The following is a 24,486-nucleotide window of genomic DNA, read 5'->3' on the forward strand; positions in this document are numbered from 1 at the left end:
CCCCATGCGCACGATGTCCTCGTAGGTGCCCCGGACCCAGGCGTGTTGACGCTGCCATCCCTCGATCACGACGCCCGCCTTCTCATGCGCGCGGATCGCGGCGACGTTCGATGAGATTGCCTGCAAGTGGATCCGGCGCAGGTTGTGGCGCACAAACCCGAACTCGACGAGCTGGATGACCGCGGCTGAACCGATACCGCGACCTCGGGCGTTCCGTTCCAGATTGATCCCCGCCTCGGCGTGACGAGCGAGCAGGTCGAAGTCGAACAGCGTCGCGCTGCCAACAGCGGTGCCATCGACGTCGATCACGAGGGAGACAGAGGCCTCGGGACCGTCGTCGTCGGCAGTGCGCGCGAGCCGAGCGTCGAAGTGGTCCCTCGTCAACGGTCGCGGCGCCTGCGGCTGCCGCTCTTCCCAGGTGTCCAGGTCGGCGGCGATGTCGAACAGCAGGTCGAGGTCGTCGTCGGTGCGCGGTCGCAGCGAAACGATGGGCTTCTTGGGCACGTCGAGAACACTACGTCGGCGCCGGCGATCACACTTCTGAGTTTCGCCGCCGCGCCAGCAGGGCGATGCCGGCCAGGGCAGACACCCCACCCCCCACACGCACCTCGCGCAGTAGGCGATCGGCGGCAGTCGAGGACGCTACTTGGGCGTCGGCCTACACCTGGGGCCGGGATGTCGGCACCCTTCACTGGCCTGTCTCGTCTGTTGACACCACCGACATGGTTTTCGTGCCGCGTGGGTAGGTCAAGGTCGCGACGGACGCCTCTTTTGGGGCTGGGTGCTCGATGAGATCCAAGACGTGGATGACACCGTCGAACCGACGGATAGGCATATTCCTCTTCAAACCTACGGTCAACTGACACCATCACCGCGATCGAGAGCAGCGCGGGGACATTGAAGATCAACCCTCAAATCCCACCACTCCACGCGGAGCACTGCAGCGGCGCCCGCCAGTTCCCCGGGCACGTGAGCGCGATGCGGGAGGAGATCGTCCGGAATGGCCTCTACAGTGCCGGGCATGACACAGATCGGAACGGATTGGCGGGTGGTCGATGGCGTTGCGACGGCGTGGTTCGACGCGACTTCGCTGATGGAGGGGGCTGCGCTGGCGGGTCGCATCGTGGAGCTTCCGGCCGAGATCGTGGTCGACCTGCGCGCGACAGGCATACGGGTGCGCCTCGACTCAGACGAGCACGCCGAGGCAGTGTCGGCGGCCGCGCGGGATCTCGGGCTGGCCGCAAACCCTGCCGTGCTGCAGCACCTGAGCGTCGTGTTCGAATCAGCGAACCCCGCCGTGGTGAGGCGGTTCTGGCAGCACGCGCTCGACTACGCGCCTGGGGCGGACGGCGGCTTGGCGGATCCGTTGCGGCGCGACCCCGCGATCCGGATCCAGTGGACGACCGAGCCACGGCCGTTGCGAAACCGCATCCACCTCGACGTGGTGCGGTCGGCCGCGGCGGTCGAGCAGGTGGGCCTTGGTGCGGCATCGGGACCGTTCGGGGTCCGTCACGTCGACCCCGACGGCAACGAGGTCGACCTGGTGCCGGGCGCGGCGCTCGGCGAGAGGATCGGGACAGCCGACTGGCAGGCGGTGTTCAGCGCGATGGCGTGCTTCCGCATCAGCTCGCCGACGCAACAGCGTGACCTGGCCGCCGCCGCAGCGGCGCTGGCCGACGACGCGGGCTTCCCGCTGCTGGTCGACCTGCGACCCGGGCTCGTGATCATCGACAGCGGTAAGGACCAGTGGGAGGACGACGCCCACGGCCTCGAGCTCGACTTCACCGACCTGGCCGCAAGCCTCCAGACCGCTGCCCGCGGGCTCGGGGCCGCTGCAGATCCAGGGCTGCCGCGCTTCGCTCAGCTCTTCCTCGACGCCGCCGACGTCGCCGCGTTCCGCGCGTTCTGGGTCGCCGCACTCGGGTACACCCACGACCGGCGAGCCGGGGTCAGTGACATCCACGATCCGCGTCGGCTCAACCCAATGCTGGTGTTCCAAGAGCTCGACGCTTCGGAGACGGAGCGGCGCCGGCAGCGCAACCGCATCCACGTTGAGCTCGCTGTGCCGTCGGACCTCGCGCAGACGCGCCTCGCCACGACCATCGCAGCCGGTGGCCGGCTCCTCGACGAGTCGGAGGATCGCTGCCGGGTCGCCGACCCCGAAGGCAACGAAATGGTGATCGTCAGAGGGCCTGAGCTCGTGTTCGGTTGAGCTCCGCGCGCGTTACCGACACCACCGCCGCGATCAGACCGGCGTGTGGACATCGATGACCAACCCTCAAACCCCACCACTCCGCGGGGCACGGCCATGGGCCTTACCTGCGTTGCGGACTCCCGGCTCGAAACCCCGGACGGGTCGAGGCGAGCGACGGCTGGGCAGGTGGACACGCGAACTGGTTGGTGAGAAGGCAGGCGTCCCGGCACCTTGTCACGTTGCGCTTCGCGTCAGCTGCTTGCGGCGACAGGTCGAGCGAGAACCCGAAGGTTGCGTCAGCGGCCTCGCGGTTCCGGAGGCATTGGTCTGGCCCGGGTTCCGTGGCGCACCATCGATGCCCGTTGACGAGTCCCTGCCCTTCACGGATAGTCAGGTATGTGCCTGGGTATCACGTCGAGCTCGACGCCGTGCTCCGCGCTCTTGCGGACCCGACGCGGCGGGCGGTCGTAGAACGGCTCGCGAGGTCTCCGGCCGTCGTGTCCGAGCTCGCGGCACCATTCACAATGGCGTTGCCGTCGCTCCTGCAGCACCTGCGTGTCCTCGAGGACGCGGGACTGGTCACGTCGCAGAAGCACGGACGCGTCCGCACCGCGAGCCTGCGACCGGGCGCCCTCGACGTCCTACACCTGTGGCTCGGCGAGCAACAGGCCCCCGCATAACGCCAAGCCGACCGGCTCGGCATCCACGTGACCCGTACGACCCCGAAGGGGGTCTGACATGACCCGCGTCCGCATCGACCTGTTCACCTCACTGGACGGCTACACCTCGACCGGCCAGACCCCGGAGAGTCCGATGGGTGAGGACTGGGGGCGCCTCACGGCGGCCTACGCCGCGACCCGCACGTTCCACGAGCGCGTCTTCGGCGACACCAGCGGGACCGGTACGACCGGCATCGACGACTCCTACGCCGCCGAGCACTTCGAGGGCGTCGGCGCCGAGATCATGGGCGCGGCCATGTTCGGCCTGCACACGTTCCCGGGCGACTCGGACTGGAAAGGCTGGTGGGGCGACCGGCCGCCGTTCGGCACCCCGGTGTACGTCCTCACCCACACCGCACCGCGTCCGTCCATCCCGATGCCGGGCGGAACGACGTTCCATTTCCGCAGCTCCCCACTCGAGGACGTGCTGGTCGAGGCGACCGAGGCTGCCGGCGGCCTGGACGTGCGCGTCGGCGGTGGGATCAGCACCGCGCGTGACTTCTTGCGGGCCGGCCTCGTCGACCACCTGCACGTCATGATCGCGCCGATCCTGCTCGGCCGGGGCAACCGACTGTGGGACGACCTACGCGGCCTCGAACTCACCCACACATTGACCACGGAGGTGGCTGAGAGTGGCACGACCCACGTCACCTTCGTGCGATAGGACGCACCCATGACGGTCGAACGCCGACTCGCCCACGCCGGGTTCACCCTCACCGGAGGCCACGTACGCCGCCATCGTCGAGCACGTCTCGCGTCGTCACGACCCACGAATGTGGCTGGAAGCGGGTCACCTGTCGACCTCGGTGCCGTGGCTCGAGCTCGAACCGATCGAGCAGGGCAGCCGGTTCACGCACGTCGAGCACGGCGTCTTCTTCGACCAGCTCTGGGCCGAACCGCGAGACCGGCAGCCGGGGGCTGCGCCAGGCTCCGCGTAGCTAGCGCTCGTAAAGTTGAACGCGACTGAGCGGTGGCTGCGCAACCAGTCCCGGTGAGTTGGTTGCCCTTGCGGCTGCTGGAACACCGCTCATCAAGCGCATCGCGAAACCTTCGTCAGCACCCGCTGGACTGTCGATGCTGGACCAGCGACTGAGGTCAGCCAGACCTTAGAGGCGCCAGCGGTTGACACTGATCGCGGTCAGCATCACGCAGCATGTTCCGGGGCTCGAAACCTGCCTCCCTTCCTCGCTGACCGGCCGAAACCTGACGATCTGTTTGGTCCACAGACAGGGTCAACCTCAGTCGTCGCGGCGGGCTTCCATGTGGACCCGCTTCGGAACGGCAATACCTACGACCAGAACGTCATTGACGGCCAGCCCCTCAAGTGTTATGCCTAGATTCCGGGGTTGCTTCTGAGGCCGACGGCGAAGGGATCGCACATGGACTTCGCGTTCGCCCCCGGAGTGAGTTCGTACGACAGCCTGGCGCGTCAGCTGTTCACGAACCGGCCCAACACCCAGCTCGTCCGGCAGCGGGGCCTGAACACCGTCGACGCGTTCCTGAGCTTCCTGAACACGAGTCCCACCGTCACCCTGCCAGCAGACGACCTCTACCTCGTTTCACACGGCAACGACAAGGCCTGGATGCAGATCCATCTGGACACGACCCAGTCCGGTGGAACGACGTTCGAGGTGGCGAAGGCAGCCGTGGCCACTGGCTCGGTCAACCTCCCGACCAACGTCAACCACGGCTCGAGCGGCGCCCTGAACTCGATGAGCGTGAACATCCGTGGCTGCCGAATCGGCGCCGCCAATCCGTTCGTCGACCAGCTGAAGGAGGCGTTCGGCGGCGACTCCCCGGTGACGGCTGCCCTGCACTTCCACGAGGTCTACCGGATGACCGGCGTGGGCATGCTGGAGTTTCTGGTCTACGGCTTCACCCTCGTCTCGCAGACCGCGTTCGTCGACCAGGCTGCGACGAAGGCCGCGTTCGACGCCGAGGGCTTCACCTATCGCGATGGCAGCGGGGTCCCTACGGCGCTGTGGGACGACTGGGTGCCGCGCAGGGTCTCCGTCGGTCACCGCGACAGCAGCAGCGTCTATCTGCAGCTGGGCCCCGGGCTCGGCACCCAGACCCGGATCCCGTCGGCGATCGGGTTCCGTCACGACCAGCCGCGTTTCACCTACAAGATCTCGGGGCTGTCCTCGATGCCGACAGCGCACGCCGCCCAACTGGACACGTTGCGTCAGGCCCTCAACGCCGATGCCGCAACCACGGGTTCTACGTTCGCGAGCGCTCACCCCTTCCCCATGTTCACGCGCTACACGCAGAACAGCATCGACGACTTCGTCGACAACATGAACTGGAGCTGCTCCTGGGATCGGCCTAGCTCGCTGATGATCTGCGTCGGCAGCCAGCATGAGTACACCGTGCTCGTGCCGGTGACCGACCCGCCGGATCTGGCGACCGGCAAGCTCATCTACAACTTCTACCCGCCGTCGTCGAGCGCGCTCACCGCAGTCGAAGAGCTGCTGACCTCCGACGCCACGATGTTCTACACCGCATAGGACGAGCCGATGGCCGACACCGACACGCTTGCTCAGCTGGCTGGGGAAATCGCTCTCGCGCTGTCGCCCTTGGAGGAGGCACTGAAGTCGACAGCCTCCTTCGGCGCGTTCGTGGCCGACCTGGGCTGGGACCTGGCGGTCGTGCCCACCCCGATTGCGGCCATCGGCGGTGCGGTCAACAGCCTGGTCACGATCTTGGACGCCGGAGAGATCGACTCCTCGACCGTCGAGTCGGCGGTCAGCGCGATTCGTAACGTCATCAGTGGAATTCAGGCGATCGAGAGCCAGACGACGAGCGCTTTCCCTCCCACGGTCGACCCGACCGCGTTCGCCGCCGAGTTCCCCGATCAGCTGATCGACTTCCTGTTGGTCAACTACCTCCTCGAGCAGCACCCGCCGTGGGGCCAGGTGCTGCGCACCCTCGGCGTGATCCGCCTGCAGGAGGTCGCCGCGGCCGGCAGCCGGCCGGCGTACGTCAAGCGTTCGATCGACTGGAGTGATCTCGGCCGCGTGCTCACCGACCCTGCCGCGGTCTTCCGCGACGCCTGGCAGTGGGGAACCGGCACCTTCGCGCAAGAGGACTTCTTCAACGCGATCCTCGAGCTTGCCGACCGGATGGGCCTCATCACCCGGGTCGAGCCGCTCGACCCGGCCATGCGGGATGCGCTCTCGGGCGGGTCAGCCGGGCCGGACGAGATCCACGACTGGGTCCTACGCGTGCCCATTGTCGGTGACCCGCGTGGCGACGTCCCGGTCGAGCTCGGCTTCGGACTGTTCATGGTCCCCGCCACGGGCAGCACCCAGCCCGGCTTCGCCCTGTTGCCCTACGCCATCGGCACGACGGCGATCGAGCTCGACCTCACCGATACGCTCCAGTTCAAGGTGAACGCGGCGTTCGACCTGCAGGGCGGTGTGGGCCTGCTCATCAACCCCGGCGCGGTGCCCCGGCTGCTCGTCGACCTGATCGCCTCCGCCGGCGGCGGTCCCGCTGCCCCCTCGAGCACCCACCTCGCGGTCGACCTGGTCTCGACCGCCAGCTCACCGATCCTGCTGTTGGGCTCATCCGATGCCAGTCATCTGCAGATCGGCGGCGCGTCACTCACCTTCGGCGCCCGGCTGACGTCTGACAACAAGACCGACATCTACGGTGAGCTGGCGCTCAACCAGGGGCAGATGACGATCAAGCCCGGCAGCAGCGACGCGGACAGCTTCATCTCCAGCCTGCTCCCGAGCGGCGGCATCACGGCTGGATTCAATGTCGGGGTGGGCGTTTCCAGTAGCCAGGGCCTTTACCTCACCGGTAGCAGCGGGCTCGAGATCCAGCTTCCGATCCACGTCACACTGGGGCCGATCGACGTCACCTCGGCGACACTCGCGATCAGACCGGACTCCGGCTCGATCCCGATCGCCCTCGGTGCCTCGTTCGACGGCAGCCTCGGGCCGCTCAGCGCGAGCGTCGAGAACCTCGGGATCGTCGTCACGATGACGTTTCCGCCGACCGGCGGAAACCTCGGTCCGGTCAACCTCGCGCTGGGATTCAAACCACCGAACGGCGTCGGCCTCTCGATCGACGCGGGCGTGGTCACCGGAGGCGGCTTCCTGTCCATCGACGCTGCACGCGGTGAGTACGCCGGCGCCCTGCAGCTCGAGATCCTCGACTTCATCGGGGTCTCCGCGATCGGGATCATCGACACGAAGAACCCGGACGGCACGCCCGGCTTCTCGCTGCTCATCATCCTGACCGCCGACTTCGGTCCCGGCATCCAGCTCGGCTTCGGGTTCACGCTGAACGCCGTCGGCGGGCTGCTCGGGCTCAACCGGACGATGGCCTTGCAGCCTGTGATGGACGGCGTCCGCAGCGGAGCGATCAGCGACATCATGTTCCCGCAGAACGTGATCGCCAACGCACCGCGCATCATCAGCGACCTGCGTGCGCTGTTCCCGCCGCAGCAGGGCATCTTCCTGATCGGCCCCATGGCCAAGCTCGGCTGGGGCGAGCCGACACTGGTCAGCGTCACGCTCGGCGTGATCATCGAGATCCCGCCGGGCGACATCGCGATCCTCGGCGTGCTCAGCCTGTCCCTGCCGGACGAGGACGCGTCGATCCTCAAGCTTCAGGTCAACTTCGCCGGCGCGCTCGAGTTCAGCAAGTCGCGCCTCTACTTCTTCGCCTCGCTCTACGACTCGCACTTGTTGTTCATCACCATCCAAGGCGAGATGGGACTGCTCGTGGCCTGGGGTGACGACGCCAACTTCGTCGTGTCGGTGGGCGGCTTCCACCCTCAGTTCAACCCGCCGCCGCTGCCGTTCCCCTCGCCCCAGCGCGTGCAGCTGGACATCATCAACGAGTCGTTCGCCCGCATCCGGGCTGAGTGCTATTTCGCAGTCACCAGCAACACTGCCCAGTTCGGCACGAGCGCAGAGTACTTCTTCGGCTTCTCCGCGCTCTCTGTTTCGGGCCACTCGAGCTTCGACGCCCTGATCCAGTTCTCCCCGTTCCACTTCAGCGTGTCGATCTCGACCAGCTTCTCGGTCAAGGTGTTCAGCGTCGGCGTCTGGGGTCTGGACATCGACCTGACCCTTGAAGGCACCAACCCCTGGCATGCCCACGGCAGTGGCTCGTTGTCGTTCCTGTTCTTCTCGATCTCGGTGCCGATCGACTTCACCTGGGGCGACAACACCGCCACGAGCCTTCCACCCGTCGCCGTCATGCCGATCCTCGTGGCCGAGTTCGGCAAGCGCAGCAACTGGAAAGCCCAGCTGCCCGACGGCAGCAAGCTGCTGGTCGCACTGCGCTCCCTCGACCCGGCCGCCGACGACCTGGTGCTGCACCCGGTCGGCACACTCCAGGTCAGCCAGCGTGCGGTCCCGCTCGACCTGACCCTCGACAAGGTCGGTTCGCAGAAACCCAGCGACGCCGACCGGTTCGCGCTCACGGTGACCTCAACCGGGCTGAACAAGACCCGTGACCTGCAGGAGCCGTTCGCGCCCGCCCAGTTCAAGGACGCCTCCGACGCCGACAAGCTCTCCGCGCAGGCATTCACGCCGCAGGACAGCGGCATCGAGCTCGCACCGGCCGGCGTGGTCTACGACTCCGGTGAGGCCGTGACCCGCAACGTCCGGTACGACCTCACCATCATCGACAGGGCGCTCGAGCCAGTGCGATCGCGGTTCTTCGAATATCCGGCAGGCCTGTTCCAGCACTGGCTCGGCGGTGCGAGCGTGGCGCACAGCAAGCTGTCGGCCAACTTCCACGAGCGCACCCACCCGAACGACGGGTCGGTCGGCGTGGCCGCCGAGAGCTACGCGGTCGCGCACCAAGCCGACAACCGGGTGTTCGCCACCGACTCCGCCTCCTTCACCAGCCGATGGGCAGCCCAGGACTACCTCCAGCACACCATCGCGGCCGACCCGACCCTCGAGGGCACCATCCACGTACTGCCGCATTTCGAGGTGGCGGTATGACTCTCCTCCCGACGTACTCGTTCCTGCCTTGGCTGCGCCACGGTGTAGCCAACACGATCACCGCGGCCGACGGCGACGCGACGGTGGCTACCAGGGCCACCACCCATGTCGATCTGCTGCTCTCCGGAGACCCGGTGTCGGGGGGTGCCGAGCTCACTCAGGCCTTCACGCAGGACGTGGCCCTGTACGGCCCTGGAGACATCATCGGCATCGACCAGCGCGCGGTGATCCGGACCGAGCCGCGCAACTGGATCACCAACTTCGAGGGCAACTACGTCGCCAGCGTGGACTTCTACGACGAGGACTTCCCTTGGCGCTACACGCCGGCCGCCCCGAGTGGTGACCACCTGCGGCTGCGGCCATGGATAACTCTGGTGGTCCTGGCCGAGGGGGAGTTCGACGAGGGCACCAACCTCTCGGGACGCCCGCTGGCCTACGTCACGATGCACGACGCAGACCTGTTACCGCCGGCCGACGACCTGTGGGCGTGGGCCCATGTTCATTTCAACCAGTCGCTGGCGGGAAGCCCGGACGAGATCGTGTCGACCGACGAAGCCGCGGTCCTCGGCCGCGCGAAGGCGATCCTCGCCGCGAACCGCGACAACGCCTACTCGCGCCTGATCTGCCCGCGACGGCTCCAGGACAACACGACCTACCATGCCCTGGTCATCCCGTCCTTCGAGACCGGCCGGCTCGCGGGCATCGGTCAGGCCCCGACCACGGCGCCCTACGCGACAGCCTCGGCCTGGGCGCCCTACACCCATCGCCCGCAGAATTTCGAGCACCCGGTCTACTACCGCTGGCAGTTCCGGACCGGGTCCGTCGGCGACTTCGAGTACCTCGTTCGGCTGCTCACGCCGGAGCCGGTCGACCCGCGCGTCGGCATACGCGACATGGACGTGCAGGACCCCGGGTCCAACCTCCCAGGCACGGCCGCGGCACTCGGCGGCATCCTGCGGCTGGGCGGCGCCCTGCAGGTCCCGGTGGAGGACCTCGACGACACCCAGCTCACCGACCGAACACGCTTTGAGGGCTGGGATGCGCCGTATCCCAACCCGTTCGAGCAGAGCTTGGCCGCGTTCGTCAACCTCCCCGACAGCTACGCCGCCCAGACGGCCGCCGACGCCAATGCCGCTAGCGGACTGCCGACCGGGATCGGTGACGACCCGGACCCACTGATCACCGCACCGCTCTACGGCCGCTGGCAGAGCCTGACCCAGCGGCTGCTCACCGAGCGCGACGCGACGCCGGCGCCGTACACCGACAACTGGGTCCACCGTCTCAACCTCGACCCCCGGTTCCGGGTGCCGGCCGGCTTCGGCGCGGACGTCATTGAGAGCAACGCCGAGGAATACGTCAATGACGCATGGCAGCAGATCGGCGACGTCCTGGCCGCGAACACCCGCATCCGCAGACTGCAGCTGGCCGTGGCAACCGCGTCCCGTTGGTATGACCGGCACCTCGTCCCGCTCGCAGCGGTGGCACCCGAGCGGGTACTGGCGCTGACCGCCCCCGTGCAGTCCCGCATCCTCGAGGCCGGCACGACGGTCACGATGGTCCGCTCGACGAGCCGGGTTCCAGGCGCCCTGACCTCCACCGCTATGCGCCGGGTCGTGCGACCTGGCGCCCGACTGATCCGCAGTCTGCCGTTCGACGCAGTGGTGACACCGACCAACCTCCTGACCCGGATCAACGCCGGCGAGGTACAGGTCGTGCGGCCGAAGACCGTGTCCGCCGGAGTCGTCACGGTCGACCAGGTCGCTGTCGCGGCTGTACCGCCCGACGGCCCCGCTTCGGGCTGGCTCGGCCGGCTGGCCCGGATTCCGTGGCTGCCGTGGGTTCTGATCGCCCTCGGAGTCATGCTGCTCGTGCTCCTGTCCATCGTGCTGCCGCTCGGTATCGGTCTGGTCATCGGGCTCGCCATCCTGGCCGCGCTGATCGCCTTCGTCCGCCGACTGCTGCTTGAGCGGGCCGTGGAGGCTCCCGCGGCCAGCCTGAAGGAGAGGGACCAGACACCGGTCGAGGTGAGCGGTTTCCCGAGCAACGCCGGGTTCGTGCTGTCTCTGCCGGGTGCGGGCGACTCCTCGCCGGTGGGAGGAGCGGACAGCGCGGTGGCGGCGCGGTTCAAGACGGCGCTCACCGACTCCTTCGCGCTGATCCAGGCGAGCGCGACGGTCGGCCGGGTGGCTGTGCCCGCGACGCTCGACCTCCCGCAGCTGACCTCGACGATAGTGGCCGCGGTCGATCCCACGATGACCATCCCGGCGCGGGTGTTCTCCACCATCTCGCTACCCGCGTGGGTGAGCGCGCAGCGCCTCGACCCGTACGGCGAGGTGATGGCGTACCCGAAGATCGACCTGCCGATGTACCAGCCCCTCAAGGACATTTCGATCGAGCTGTTCCTGCCCAACATCAACCTCATCGCGCCCAACAGCATCACGCTGATCGAGACCAACCAGCGGTTCATCGAGGCCTACATGGTTGGTCTGAACGACGAGTTCGGTCGCAAGCTGCTCTGGCGCGAGTATCCGACGGACCAGCGCGGGTCGTACTTCCGCCAGTTCTGGGACGTGCGCAGCGTGGTCAACAGCGAGGGCCTCAGCGAGTCTGCGCTCAAGGAGCAGCTGTACGACATCCCCGAGCTGCATCGTTGGCCGCTCGACTCGGCGCTCGGCGACCACAACAACCGGCAGAGCGCCACCGAGCACGGCGAGCAGGCCGTCCTGGTCATCCGAGGCGAGCTGCTCAAGAAGTACCCGACCGCGATCATCTACGCGCACAGAGCCCGGTGGCAGCAGCACCCCGACGGCACGCCCGACCTCAGCCGTCCGCGAGAACTGGTGCCGCTGACCGACGCCGAGCAGAGCCAGCCGCCACTGGACAAGCTGCGCGGCCCGCTCTACGAGGCCAAGGCCGACCCCGACATCTACTTCTTCGGGTTCGACCTGACGGTCGAGGACGTCAAAGGCGGCTCCGGCCACCCACCGAACGACGACCCCGGCTGGTTCTTCGTGATCAAGGAGCGGCCCGGGGAACCGCGGTTCGGGCTCGAGCTGTCCGGCTCCGGCCCGCCCGAGGTGCTCGACGAGGTGACCTGGGACGCCGTGCTGGGCGCGGCTGTGACGGGTGGGCCACCGCAGTTCCTCGCCGCGTCGAGCCTGGCCGCGCTCACCCTGGCTTCCCCGCCGTCCGGCGATCCGGAGGGCAAGGGACTGCAGCGCTCCGACGACGAGCAGGCTCTCGCCGCGCCGGCGAGCGCTGCCCGGTGGGCCTATCTGTTGTTCCGGCCGCCGGTCATGGTCGCCGTCCACGCCGACGAACTGCTGCGGAGCCCATGACAACCGTCGACCAATCCCTCCACCTCGAGCGGCCGCCCGATCTCGACCCACGGGTCGAGATCGGCCAGTTGCCCGACAGCGCGCCACTGACCATGTTCCCCGTCCGGCTGGAGACGCGCTTCGCCGATGCCGGCACGGCGAACGCCCCGCGGCCGCAGCTCTGGGTGCGGATCTACCCCGACGACGTGTCGATCGACACCTTCGAGGCCAGCCTCTCCGACAGTGAGGTCGCCGCAGCGAAGATCTACTGGCAGTGCTTCTTCGCCGCGGGCGGGGTCGCGGTCGCGCAGCGGGCGGCCTGGAGCGCGCTGGTCGGCGCGTTCGGCTCGGGCCGCGCCGGGTTTGTGCTCGACACGTACCAGCCGGTGAACCTCGCCGACGTGCCGGTCAAGGTGCTGCCCTCCGACGAGGTGCTCGTCATCGCGACCCAGAACCCCACGAGTGCAGCGGATTCCTCCGCGCTGACGACGTACTGGGTAGCCGTCTGGCTGGCGGACGGCAACGCAGTAGCCCTGCAGGCCGCCGCCACCGCCCTCACAGCGGCCGTCGGTTCGGCCCACGCCGCCGACCTGGTCGCGGCCAACGTGCCCGTCAACCTCAGCGACCGGCCCGCCGCGCCGGCCACGAAGGCAGGTGCGGCCACCAGCGTGGCGTTCGTCGTGTTCCCGGCCGACCCGCCGCGCAAGCCGTCGTCGTGGACCCAGGCGCCGCAGGTGACGGACTTCCCCGAGCGGTTCGTCGTGCTGGGCTACCAGGGCGGCACGCAGGTGCTCGAGGCGATCGGCGCCCCCGTGACGACACCGCTGTATGTCGGTCCGGACCCATCGGCCGACCCCAGCGACTCGATCCACCCCGACGGCGACTCACTCTCGGTTCCGCTCCAGCTGCTCTGGCTGGTGGACTTCGAGCGGGCCAAGTCCGAGGGGCTGGCCATGGCGATCGATCTGACGGCGGAGCAGGCGCGGACCGGCTTCGACCGGCTGCTGGTGCTCGGGGTGCAGCTGGGCACGAATGCGGACGCCGGCCAGGCCTCGCTATCGCAGTTGCTGCGCCATCACCAGTCCGGGCGGGCCGGCCTCGCCCTGGTGCCGCAGGGCTCACCCACCCACAACACCACTGGTGTGGGCACTGGTTACACCAAGGTCGACGACCCCGATCAGAGCTTCGCCGATCGGCAGGGCACCCCGTTGTTCACCCCGGTGGCCGACCCGATGGACAAGCGCGACGGGCAGTGGGTCGCCGAGGCGCTCGGCATCGACCCGGCCGTCCTGACCGGTGTGCACGGCGCCGGCGGGTCCGACCAGCTGCAGGCCCGGGCGATGCAGCAGGCGATGTGGCCGGCGACGCTGGGCTACTGGATGGACAAGATGATGACGCCGGTCTTCAACGACGAGACCGTCGCCCAGGCCCGCTCCTTCTTCACGGGATACGTCCGCGGCCGCGGCGCTGTGCCGAGCCTTCGGGTCGGACGCCAGCCCTACGGCATCCTGCCCACGACGGCGTTCTCGCGGATCGGTTGGCTCTCCCCCCAACGCGAACGGGCGCACGGGCGCACGGGCGCCCTGACCGGTTCGAGTGGGGAGCGGCGGTTCCTCGCCGGTTTGCTGGCGGTTCTGCGTGAGATCGACGGCGACTGGACAGCGATGAGCGCCGGCGCGGCCCACGTCGGTCAACCCGGCGACGCACATCAGATCCTGCTCGACATCATCGGCCTGCAGCCGGACTCGGTCGAGTACTACTGGCGCTACAGCGAGAGTCTCAGCGAGCTCTACAATCTGATCAACCTCTGGGGTCTCGGGCCGCAGTTCTGGCAGGCGCTGGTGGCACTCGGGCTGCACGGCGCCGCCGAGGGCCTGCTGGCCACGCTCGGTGCCGGCGGGGCACAGCCCGACATCCTGCAGCACGCCTTCCTGGCCGACGCCGGACTGATCGGCCAGCTGATCGACGACCGGCCACTCTCTGAAACCAGCTCGATTCGCGCCTACACCCCCGACGGCCGCAACTACATCAAATGGCTGGCCGACGCCGCGGGCACCTCGCTGGACGCGGTCACCGCTGAGCAGGGGTTCACCGGGGACACGTCGCCGCAAGCGCTGCTCTACCTGATGTTGCGGCACGCCGTCCTGCTCGGCTACTACGACTCGAGCTACGAACTTCACAAGTCGGCGGCGTTCCTCTCCGACGTGCAGCTGCTGGCGATGAAGCCGGAGCCGTCGTTCGTACACGTCGACCCCGTGGCCCCGCTCAGCGAGAGCCGCTACGCCGCGCTCTACAAGACCGAGGCGCGGATCACCGGCAGTCCGAGCGTTCTGGTCGGTGACTTCATCACCGAACACCTGCTGCTGCCCGAGACGTCCGGCCTCGCCGACCAGCTGGCCGCGCTCTCGGTGCTCGCGAACACACCGACCGCGGCTCTGGAGCGCGCCTTTGCGGAGCACGTCGACGTCTGCAGCTACCGGTTCGACGCCTGGCTGCTCGGGCTGGTGGACTTCCAGCTTCAGGGGATGCGCGGCGCGCAGCAGGACGGGAGCGGCGGGACCTATCTCGGTGCGTACGCCTGGGTCGAGGACCTGCGGCCGTCGTCCTCCCGACTCGAGCCGGCGAACGTGCCGGACGACGTGGCCGCGACCTTCTCCGCCGGCTCCACGTTGATGCAGGACCCGGCCAACGGCGGGTACGTTCACGCGCCGTCCCTGCCCCACGCGCGCACGGCCGCCGTACTACGTAGCGGCTACCTCGCCAACGCGACCGAGGCCACCCCCGACACGCTGTCGGTCAACCTCTCCTCCGACCGGGTCCGCTCGGCGCTCGGTGTTCTCGAGGGTGTGCGCAACGGCCAGAGCATCGGGGCCCTGCTCGGCTACCAGTTCGAGCGCGGCCTGCATGACGACCACGGCCTGGCCGAGGTGGACAAGTTCATCTTCTCGTTGCGCAAGGCGTTTCCCCTGGTTGCGGATTCGCTGGCCGGCACCCAGACCGACCCGGACGTCCCGATCGAGGCGATCGAGGCTCGCAACGTCCTCGACGGCCGCAAGCTGGCCGAACAGATCCGCACCGGTGGCGTCCCGACGTACCCGTTCGGGCAGACCGGGTTGTCATCCGCTACGCCGGCGGAGGCCGACGCCATCAACGCCGAGGCCGACGCCATCGTCAACGTCTACGACGCCGTCGCCGATCTGGCCCTCGCGGAGAGCGTTCACCAAGCCGTGCAGGGCAACTTCGAGCGAGTCGCGGCCACGGTCGACGCGTACGGCAATGCGATGTTCCCGCCCGATCCCGAGGTCGTGCAGACACCCACCGGCGGGGTTGGCCTCACTCATCGGGTCGCCGTCCACCTGCAGCCCGGGCTGTCCGCCCCGGCCGGTGCGACCCCGCGCGCCGCCGCCGAACCGGCAGTGGACGCTTGGCTGGCCGAGCTCCTTCCACCGTTGACCGGCGTCGGCGTGACCGTCACGTGGACCGACCGGGTGGGCGGAGCGGCCCGCTCGCAGGACGTGACGCTGCACGACCTCGCGCTGCACCCGCGGGACCTGATCGAGCTGGTCAAGCCCGACGACGTGCAGGCGATGACCGAGCTGGACGACCGGATCCTGAGGTTCGTCCTCGGCACGAACACGCTGAGACCTGACGCCACGCTGCAGATCCGTTACCAGACAGCGCCTTCCGGCCTGCTGAGCATCTTCGATGTGTCCGCGCTGATCCGCCAGCTGCGGCGGCTGCTGGAGCGGTCGCGGCCGCTGCGGGCCACCGATTCGACCCTGAGCAATCAGGCCACCGCCAGCCAGAACGACTCCGTCTTCGCCGACCCGGCCCGCGTGGCCGGACCCAAGGCCGACCTCGACACGCTCAGCACCGAGGTCGCGGCATTCCTGACTCCCCTTGCGGTGCTGCTGGCCGACCCGGTGACGAACCGCGCAGCGATCATCGCGGGCCTCGAGGGCTACGCCGCCGACACAGTCCGTCTGCTCGAGCGGGCGGCCCGGTTCGGGTTGCCACAGGCCGGGTGGGGTTTCGTCTACGAGTGGCGCCGATCCGCACTGAGCGATCTGCTGGCGGCCGTTGAGGCGCTGGTCTCGCGATGGGACGCGCGCTTGGCCGACTATGCGACCCAGATCGCAGCGTACGACGCCCTGCCGCTCTCGACCCCCGAGGACGCGCGGTTCGCCGCCCTGCAGGTAGCCGAGGCGCTGGTGGCCACGACACTCGAGCCGCTGCCACCGCTGTCCCTAGCACTGCGCACGGACCTCGATGGGATGCACACCGCATTCGTCAATCGTCGCAACGCCTTTGCGGCGCTGCCGGCCACGAACTTCGTGACCTTCGTGGATGCGCTGACCGCCGTCCAGACCCTGCTCCCGATCAGCGCTTGGGAGCCGGACCCGTGGGACGTCGACACCTTCCACGGCCGGGCCATCGCATTCGTGCAGGATCTGCAGACCACCCTCATCGGACAGCAGGTCACGATCGACGCGCGCCGCGCGGCGACCCAGCTCCAGCTCGACGCGCGCGACGCAGCCGCATCGCCGGCGGCACAGGTCGATGCCTTGCAGGCCGCCGCGAAGGCGTTGCTGGGCGATGCGTTCGTCCTCGTCCCCGAGTTCACCGTTGCCGTCGACCAGGGCACCCAATGGGCAGGCTCGCTCGCGGAGGCGGTCGCGGGAGGCCCGCTCCTGCACTACCTCGTCGACACCGCAGGCATCGCGCGACCAGTGCAGGAGTGGCTGGCCGGTACCGCGCGAGTACGTCCGGCCATGCGGGTGCTCGAGATCGCCGGCACGCTGGCTGAGGCGTTCGGGCAGACGGCACCAGACCTCACGGCCGCCCAGTTCCCTTACCTGGCGGGCGAACCGTGGATGGCGATGCAGTTCCCGGAGTCGAGTCGACCGGTGAGTGACCGCCTGCTCTACACCGCTCACTACGTCACCGCGTTCGACCGGACCGCGCACCAGTGCGGCCTGCTGCTCGACGAGTGGACCGAGGTCGTGCCGGCCACGACCCGCGAGACCGGCCTCACCTTCGACTTCGACCGCCCGGACAACGAGCCTCCGCAGGCGATCCTCGTGGTCACGCCGGCTACGGCAGACGGGGTGTGGCACTGGGAGGACGTCGTCGGAGCGCTCAACGAGACGCTCGATCTCGCGAAGAAGCGGGCGCTGGAGCCGTCACAGATCGACGCCACGCCCTACGCGAGCTTCCTGCCCGCCACCATCATGGCGGTCACGCTTCACGGCATCTCGATCACCACCGCCATGGCTGTTGCCAGCAACGTCCTGCTGACGAAGGAGGTCGTCGACCGTGCCTAGCTCATTGCGGGTGATCGACATCGCAGACGCCCTGCAGCGCAGGCTCTACCCGTCGGTCACGACGTGGAACCGTCTCGAGGCACGGCCCCGCACCCAGAGCTTCGACCGCGCGTTGCAGGCCGAGGTCCGCGACGCTCTTTGGATGCTCACCAAGCAGTGGCAGATGGGGGAGTTCCGAGGCAGTGACGCGGGCTCCCCCGTGTTCGCCCGGCTGCGTATCGACACCACGCGGCTGACGAAGTACCGCGCCGGCTCCGATCGGGCAGAGCTGCTGCCCTACGACGTTCCGCTGGAGGCCACCGTCGAGCGACGCCCGCTGACCACGACCATGGCCGGCCGTGCGGTGGCGCTGGACGTACGGATGGCGATGGGCCGCGAGTGGCTGGCGCTGGTCGCGGCGGTCGGCGGCTATCGTCAGGCGTTCCTCGACGCGTATCCCTTCCACGCGCCCGACCCGACCGACCCGGCCGACGCCGCGCTGTGCTGCGACCCGCAGGTGTGGGAGCTCCTGTCCGCCGTGGCCGGTCGGGCGATGGACGGTCAGGCGCTGCACGAATACCTGCTGGCCGATAGCGCGCACCACGCGTACGACGGGGTGGTGGGGATCGTCTCCGGCGATCACCTGGCGATCGACACGGCCGCGACGGCGTTCCTCGCCTGGTTCGACCGGCTCGTCGTGCAGCCGCCGGCCGGCGGCGAGGACGCCTGGGACCCGCAGCGGCTGGACTACCAGTTCCGCGTATCCGCGCCCCTGACCGACGGCAGCGAGAAGGTCTACGTCGCCGATGACTACGCACAGGGGCGGCTGGACTGGTACAGCCTCGACGTCGATGGGACGACGACAGCGCTCGACGCGGTGCCAGGCTCCACGACAACGGGCCTGCCCGCGCAGGACGCCCGGACGGTGATCCCCGTGCCGGTGTCCTTCTCCGGCATGCCCAACACGCGGTGGTGGACGTTCGAGGACCGCCAGACCAACTACGGTGACGTCGACGCCGCCACCACCGACCTGGCCAAGCTGATGTTCCTGGAGTTCGCACTGGTCTATGCCAACGACTGGTTCGTCATCCCGTACACGTTGCCCGCCGGGGCGGTTGCAAGCGTGCGCGGGGTTGCGGTGACGAACGTCTTCGGCGAGCGGTTGTGGATCGAGTCCGCCGACGCGGGCGCCGACTCAGCCTGGCAGCGGTGGAGCATGTTCACGGTCAACGTGCGGGGCGTGGCTGACGCCGCGGCTGACACCAGCCTGCTGTTGTTGCCCACCGCAGCGAAGGTCGATCAGGGTCCGCGGACCGAGGACATCTTGCTGTTGCGCGACGAGGTCGCGAACATGGTGTGGGGCGTGGAGACGACGGTTCCGCTCGCGACCGGCGACGCAGGTCGTGGGCTCGAGCAGGCGCGGCTACTGCACGCGTTCCTCCAGGCTCAGATCGGGGCCGGCCCCCCGCCACCGCCCGCAGCCGCAGCGATCCGCTACCAGGTGATGAGCAGCGTGCCGGAGAACTGGATCCCGTTCCTGCCTGTTCACGTCGACGGCACCAACCGGGAGATTCAGCTGCAGCGGGCTGCTCTGCCTCGAATCCTCGACGGCGACACCGAGCCTCCCGTGAGGGTTCAGCCGCGCACCACGCTGATGAGGCAGGGCCTCGACCTCACGCCCGCACAGACGTATTTCGTGCATGAGGAGGAGGTGCCACGCGCAGGCGCCCGGCTGTATCAAGCCTTCCAGCGGACCCGTGGGACTGACGGGCGCGTCTACGTCTGGCAGCGCGCCGGCCGGCAGACCGGGCGGGGCGAAGGTTCGAGCGGACTGAGCTTTGACGAGCTCGTGACCTCGCCGACCACCTGACTGCGCTGCCTGAGCGGCACTGGGCGTCGCAGACCTCTAAGCCCGTCTCATGGTCTCGATACGAACCTCGGAGCCCTCTCGCAACGGCTGCCATTCGCCGGTAGAGACAAAACCATGCTCCTCGTAGAGGGCACGAGCCTGGTTCTCTTCCGGGACGTGGAGAACGGCGGTACGGTCCCTCCGGTCGGCACAGTCGACCAGCTCCTGGAGGATCCGGCTGCCCACACCCGTGCCTCGCCATTGCGGCTCGACCCACATGCCCCAGACGAAGGCTTCGTCGCTCCCGGCCGGCGTATGCAGGCCACCCATGGCTACCGCCTGATCACCATCGAAGGCCAGGAACACGGGACCTGGCCCACCCGCCCGATCCCGCCAGATCGCTTCGGCATTCGACGTCGCTTCGGCCAGAGTCACGCCGAAAGCACCCGGGGAGTCGGCCAGCGCCCGCAGCCTCAGCGCCCGGAAAGCCGCCCAGTCCTCAGGGGAGATCATCCGCAACACCATGCTCATCCGGGTAAGGATAACGACCCGGCCAGACCATCTGTCGCCCCTCGCTCATCGCCAAGCCGAGGGCGGTCGGTCACCTGGGTAGCGGCCTGCGCCAAGAGCCCATGGAGACGGAGATTCGTTGTTCCGGGTCACCGGACCACCGGACATCGAGGCCGCGCCGGCGCAGGGTTTCCGCGACCTGCTGTCCGACCAGGGTGTCCGTCTGTCTCGTCACCTGGGTCCGCGCCTGCTCGTCGCCCCCTTGCGCCTGCTGGAGGAGCTGCGGATCAGCATCCAGGGCGGGGCGGAAGGCGCTGTAGGTCAGGTAGAGGGTCGCTCGATCCTCGGAGAGCCGTTCGGCATCCTGCTGGTGGAAGAACGTGTAGGCCCACTCCCGGAACGGATACCCGCCCGGCGGGGCCTCGACGGGAGTTCGCTCGTCGTCGATCTCGGTCGTTCCGCAGGTGTTGCAGCAGGTGAAGTTCATCCTGGCCACGATGCCCTGGCTGTCCAGGTCGGCAAACGCGGCAGCGAGCCGGTCGTAGTCGGACTCGCCCGTCCACGTGGTCTCCTCAGCTCGTCGCGCATCCCACACGGCAGCAACGACCTCACTGGCACGCCGGTCGTTGACATCCAGCTCGTAGAGCTCACTTACCTGCTCAACCACTTCGATGCGAGTCAAGAATCCGGGCAGTACAGCCTGTCGCGCAGCCTCGTACAGATCTGTGGTCGTCACGTCGTCACTCGACGGAGCATCTGGTGCGGCCGCGCGTTGTTCACCTGGGGGAGCCGGACGGAACAGCCGATCGAGCAGACCCACGCTTCGCTCCTTGCTGCCAACGACACGACCCCGGCATCCTCTCATCACCACCCGCGAAACGGGGTCACCGCGCGGCCGCAGGGGCGGCTCACATCTCCTCGTGGGTCTCCGGGTCACCGTCGAAGAGACGGCCGTCGGGGCGCGCGAGCTCCGAGACGGCATCCAGCTCGGCCTGCGTGAGCTCGAAACCGAAGAGGTCGAGGTTGGCCCGCTGGCGGTCGGGGTCGGCTGACTTGGGCAGCGGCACCACCCCGAGCTGTAGCTGCCACCGCAGCACCACCTGCGCCGGGGTGGCCCCGTGCGCGGCGGCCGCGGCGACGACCGGGTCGACGTCGAAGGGGGCGTTGCGCTTGCCCAGCGGGCTCCACGCCTCGGTGCGCACTCCCAGCCGCTCGTGCACCCGCCTCATGCCGACCTGCGGGAACAGGGGGTGCAGCTCGATCTGGTTGACGACGGGCACGACCCCGGTGGCGTCGATGACGTCGACGAGGTGCTGCTCGGTGAAGTTGCTGACGCCCACCGACCCGATCAGCCCGCGGCGCTGGCACTCCACGAGTGCGCGGTAGGCCTCGACGTAGAGCCCACGGCTCGGGTTGGGCCAGTGGATCAGGCCCACGTCGACGCGCTCGAGCCCGAGCCGCTCGAGCGAGCCCTCGACCGACGCGACGGCCTTGGCATACTCGTGGTCGCGACCGGGGATCTTGGTCTGCACCACCAGCTCGTCGCGGTCGATGCCCGACCGTCGGATCGCCTCGCCCACCTCGGACTCGTTCTCGTAGTTGACTGCGGTGTCGAGCAGCCGGTAACCGGCGTCGATGGCCGACACGATGGAGCGGATGCCGTCGTCACCCTTGAGCGGGTAGGTGCCGAAGCCGACGGCGGGCAGCGTCGAACCGTCGTTCAGGGTGTGCGTCGCGGGAGCGGTCATGCGTCCAACCTAGAGTCCCGCTCGGCCAGGATCTCCCTGAGGTGCGCAACCGGGTCGAGGCCGGCCACACCGTCGGTGAGGTCGTCGAGCCACACCCGGAAGGCGGTGGTACGAACCACGAGCAGCCGGGTGTGCCAATCCGGGGCGGCCGTTAGGGAACGGCGCCGGCGCAGCTGGGTCACGAGATCAGACTCGCCGTGGCGATGTGGACCGCGACGCGGTCGGCCATCTCGCGCACCGGTTCGGCGAGCACGTCCTCCTTGGCCGGGAATCAGCGGAAGAAGGTTCGGGGCGCGATGTCGGCCGCCTCGCAGATCTCGGTGACGGTCACCCGTTCGTACCTGGCCGAGCCCGCGACCTGGTCCTCACGGTGCAGCGTCGTACTTCCCCAGGCTCCAAACGAGCTCAAGGCCCGAGCGCTCATGCTGGCCGTAGCCGCGCCTCGGCAGTAGTGTCGTGGTGAGAGCTAACGCTGCCACGTCACATGGCCCGGTAGCCGATCCCACGAGTGGACAGGTGAAAAAGGCACGTGGTCAGGCGTCAGTTGCCCCAGCCCAAAGAGATCTTCGAGCTCGCGCAGTTCAAAAGGCCCGAGCTCAACCTCAAGAAGCGCCGCCTCGATGCCGCGTTGACCACCTACGACCTGCGCCGGATCGCGAAGCGTCGCACCCCGCGGGCCGCTTTCGACTACACCGACGGAGCCGCCGAGGCCGAGCTGTCGATGCGCCGCTCCCGTGAGGCCTTCGAAGACATCGAGTGGCACCCCGACATCCTCACACCCGCCCGCCACGTCGATGCCTCCACCACCATCCTCGGCGCGCCCAGCGCCCTGCCCTTCGGCATCGCCCCCACCGGCTTCACCCGCCTCATGCACACCGAGGGCGAGATCGCCGGCGCCACCGCCGCTGGGCAGGCCGGCATCCCCTTCAGCCTTTCTACCCTGGGCACGACGTCGATCGAGGACGTCAAGGTCGCCAACCCCCACGGTCGAAACTGGTTCCAGCTTTACGTCATGCGCGATCGCGAGATCTCCTACAACCTCGTCCACCGCGCCGCGGCCGCCGGCTTCGACACCCTCATGTTCACCGTCGACGCTCCCGTGGCCGGATACCGCATCCGAGATGTGCGCAACGGCTTCTCCATCCCACCTGCGCTCACCCTGCGCACCGTCGTCGACGCCATCCCCCGCCCGTGGTGGTGGATCGACTTCCTCACCACCCCCAAGCTCGAGTTCGCCTCACTGTCCGCCACGGGTGGCACCGTGGGTGAGCTGCTCAACTCCGCGATGGACCCCACCATCTCCTACGACGACCTGAGCATCGTCCGCGACATGTGGCCCGGCAACATCGTCGTCAAGGGCGTGCAGACCGTCGGTGACGCCGTCAAGCTCATCGACCTCGGCGTCGACGGCGTCGTGCTGTCCAACCACGGCGGACGCCAGCTCGATCGTGCTCCGGTACCGTTCCATCTGCTGCCCCAGGTGGTGCGCGAGGTCGGTCACCACGCCACGATCATGGTCGACACCGGCATCATGAACGGCGCCGACATCGTGGCAGCCGTCGCGCTGGGCGCCAAGTTCACCCTGGTCGGACGTGCCTACCTCTACGGCCTCATGGCCGGCGGTCAGGAAGGCGTCGAGCGCATGATCACCATCCTGCGCAGCGAGATCCACCGCACCATGGCCCTGCTCGGCGTCTCCACTCTTGACGAGCTCGAACCGCGCCACGTCACACAGCTGAGCCGAACCACAGCGCTGTCACCCACCACCGTCAGGCAACGCGACGGCCGCTGAGGGACCGGTTCGCGCCCTACCGTTGGTTGCATGACGAACGAGGGCGACGAAGTTCTCTCCGGCGGCAACATGGGGCCCGTGCTGCGTCGCGGAGACACCGTGGTGCGCCAGGCAGGAGAGTGGAGCCCAGCGGTTCACCGGCTGCTGAGGCACCTCGCTGCGGCCGGCGTCCACGGCGTGCCTGACGTGCTCACCAGCGCCGACCCGAAGCAGGAAGTGCTCACCTTCGTCAACGGCGACGTGCCCAGTTACCCCATGCCGGAATGGGTCTGGGACGAGGCGGCCCTCCGGTCGGCCGCGCTGCTGCTGCGTCAGGTCCACGACGCCACCACCGACTGCTCTCGGCAGGGCCCGTGGCGCTCCCCGGTGCACGAGCCCGCGGAGGTGATCTGTCACAACGACTTTGCGCCCTACAACCTGGTCTTCCAGGGAAGTGAGGTCGTCGGAGTGATCGACTGGGACTACGCCTCCCCCGGGCCCAGAGTCTGGGACCTTGCCTACCTGGCCTACCGACTGGTGCCCTCCAGCTCGGTGGACCATGCCGACGGCTTCACCGAACGAGAGCGACATCTGCGGCTGGAACTGCTGATGGACGCCTACGGCACGACCTTGGAACCAGTGCAGTTCCGGCGCGTGGTGAGCCACCGACTGACCGAGCTCGCCGAGCTCAGCGATGAGATGGCGACCCAGCTGTCGAAGCCAGAGCTGGCGGGACACGCGAAGCTCTACCGCGCCGACGCCCGCGACCTCTGAGCCGGCAACGCCAGCCCGACCGGGCCGGTCCCCGCCGCCCTGGCGATGTCGCGCGCGAGCGCGTCAGGAGCCGCCCGCGAGCGTGCCCGCGAAGATCTGCCACGCCAGGGCGGACTTGGCCACGAAGCTGAGAATGATGTAGAGCCGCTCGCCCACCAGGTAGTCGCGGAACCTGCCGACCGGCTTGTACTGCAGCACCTGCACGACGGCGAAGACATTGAACAGGAGGAAGAGCGAGACGATGATCGCGTAGACGAACCCGGGCGCCGACGCGTTGGACGTCGACCCGGGAGCCACGACGTAGATCAGCACCGCTACCCAGGGCACGG

Annotated in this window: 18 protein-coding genes; 11 read left to right on the plus strand and 7 right to left on the minus strand. The window is 68.5% G+C overall.

Going from position 1 to position 24,486, the window contains the following annotated elements:
* The coding region (locus tag ABI385_RS02615) for a GNAT family protein (RefSeq protein WP_348102175.1) at nt 1-504 on the minus strand (504 nt) is incomplete at its 3' end.
* A 517-nt stretch (nt 505-1,021) separates the two neighbouring features.
* On the opposite strand from ABI385_RS02615, the gene ABI385_RS02620 reads away from it, so the two are divergent.
* From ABI385_RS02620 to ABI385_RS02660, 9 genes are all read left to right on the plus strand, one after another.
* Nucleotides 1,022-2,212: a VOC family protein gene (locus ABI385_RS02620; RefSeq protein WP_348102176.1), complete on the plus strand. Its 1,191-nt coding sequence runs from the start codon at nt 1,022-1,024 to the stop codon at nt 2,210-2,212.
* A gap of 380 nt (nt 2,213-2,592) precedes the next feature.
* On the plus strand, nt 2,593-2,874 hold the full coding sequence (locus ABI385_RS02625; RefSeq protein WP_348102177.1) for a metalloregulator ArsR/SmtB family transcription factor: 282 nt from the start codon (nt 2,593-2,595) through the stop codon (nt 2,872-2,874).
* 58 nt (nt 2,875-2,932) lie between these two features.
* Nucleotides 2,933-3,577, plus strand: a complete 645-nt coding sequence (locus ABI385_RS02630; protein ID WP_348102178.1) for a dihydrofolate reductase family protein — start codon at nt 2,933-2,935, stop codon at nt 3,575-3,577.
* Nucleotides 3,578-3,686: 109 nt separating this feature from the next.
* On the plus strand, nt 3,687-3,851 hold the full coding sequence (locus ABI385_RS02635; RefSeq protein ID WP_348102179.1) for a hypothetical protein: 165 nt from the start codon (nt 3,687-3,689) through the stop codon (nt 3,849-3,851).
* 441 nt (nt 3,852-4,292) lie between these two features.
* Nucleotides 4,293-5,420 carry a hypothetical protein gene (locus ABI385_RS02640; protein WP_348102180.1) on the plus strand — a complete coding sequence of 376 codons (1,128 nt, stop codon included), beginning with the start codon at nt 4,293-4,295 and terminating at the stop codon, nt 5,418-5,420.
* Nucleotides 5,421-5,429: 9 nt separating this feature from the next.
* A complete protein-coding gene (locus ABI385_RS02645) occupies nt 5,430-8,885 on the plus strand; it encodes a DUF6603 domain-containing protein (RefSeq protein ID WP_348102181.1) in 3,456 nt (1,151 codons plus the stop codon).
* Nucleotides 8,882-12,223 carry a hypothetical protein gene (locus ABI385_RS02650; RefSeq protein ID WP_348102182.1) on the plus strand — a complete coding sequence of 1,114 codons (3,342 nt, stop codon included), beginning with the start codon at nt 8,882-8,884 and terminating at the stop codon, nt 12,221-12,223. The genes ABI385_RS02645 and ABI385_RS02650 overlap by 4 nt, the downstream gene beginning before the upstream one ends.
* Nucleotides 12,220-17,526, plus strand: a complete 5,307-nt coding sequence (locus ABI385_RS02655) for a hypothetical protein (protein WP_348102183.1) — start codon at nt 12,220-12,222, stop codon at nt 17,524-17,526. Before ABI385_RS02650 ends, ABI385_RS02655 begins: the two co-directional genes overlap by 4 nt.
* Nucleotides 17,519-19,375: a hypothetical protein gene (locus ABI385_RS02660; protein ID WP_348102184.1), complete on the plus strand. Its 1,857-nt coding sequence runs from the start codon at nt 17,519-17,521 to the stop codon at nt 19,373-19,375. The genes ABI385_RS02655 and ABI385_RS02660 overlap by 8 nt, the downstream gene beginning before the upstream one ends.
* 36 nt (nt 19,376-19,411) lie before the next feature.
* Here ABI385_RS02660 and ABI385_RS02665 read toward each other — a convergent pair whose 3' ends face one another.
* The 5 genes from ABI385_RS02665 to ABI385_RS02685 form a co-directional block, all read right to left on the minus strand.
* Nucleotides 19,412-19,885: a GNAT family N-acetyltransferase gene (locus ABI385_RS02665; protein ID WP_348102185.1), complete on the minus strand. Its 474-nt coding sequence runs from the start codon at nt 19,883-19,885 to the stop codon at nt 19,412-19,414.
* Between the two features lie 70 nt (nt 19,886-19,955).
* Nucleotides 19,956-20,600: a DUF6891 domain-containing protein gene (locus tag ABI385_RS02670; RefSeq protein ID WP_348102186.1), complete on the minus strand. Its 645-nt coding sequence runs from the start codon at nt 20,598-20,600 to the stop codon at nt 19,956-19,958.
* Between the two features lie 172 nt (nt 20,601-20,772).
* A complete protein-coding gene (locus ABI385_RS02675) occupies nt 20,773-21,612 on the minus strand; it encodes an aldo/keto reductase (protein WP_348102187.1) in 840 nt (279 codons plus the stop codon).
* Nucleotides 21,609-21,794, minus strand: coding sequence for a hypothetical protein (locus ABI385_RS02680; protein ID WP_348102188.1), 186 nt, complete (start codon nt 21,792-21,794; stop codon nt 21,609-21,611). The genes ABI385_RS02675 and ABI385_RS02680 overlap by 4 nt, the downstream gene beginning before the upstream one ends.
* Before the next feature lie 89 nt (nt 21,795-21,883).
* Nucleotides 21,884-22,036, minus strand: coding sequence for a hypothetical protein (locus tag ABI385_RS02685; protein WP_348102189.1), 153 nt, complete (start codon nt 22,034-22,036; stop codon nt 21,884-21,886).
* Between the two features lie 105 nt (nt 22,037-22,141).
* Between ABI385_RS02685 and ABI385_RS02690 the strand changes: the two genes are divergently transcribed.
* The gene (locus ABI385_RS02690; RefSeq protein ID WP_348102190.1) at nt 22,142-23,404 is read left to right on the plus strand and encodes an alpha-hydroxy acid oxidase; all 1,263 of its coding nucleotides are present in this window, start codon (nt 22,142-22,144) and stop codon (nt 23,402-23,404) included.
* 30 nt (nt 23,405-23,434) lie between these two features.
* Nucleotides 23,435-24,157 carry a phosphotransferase gene (locus ABI385_RS02695; protein WP_348102191.1) on the plus strand — a complete coding sequence of 241 codons (723 nt, stop codon included), beginning with the start codon at nt 23,435-23,437 and terminating at the stop codon, nt 24,155-24,157.
* Between the two features lie 63 nt (nt 24,158-24,220).
* Here the strand turns inward: ABI385_RS02695 and heR are convergent.
* On the minus strand, nt 24,221-24,486 hold a 266-nt coding region (gene heR, locus ABI385_RS02700; RefSeq protein WP_348102192.1), incomplete at its 5' end, for a heliorhodopsin HeR.

Source organism: Lapillicoccus sp. (assembly GCF_039935575.1).
Lineage (GTDB): Bacteria > Actinomycetota > Actinomycetes > Actinomycetales > Dermatophilaceae > Lapillicoccus.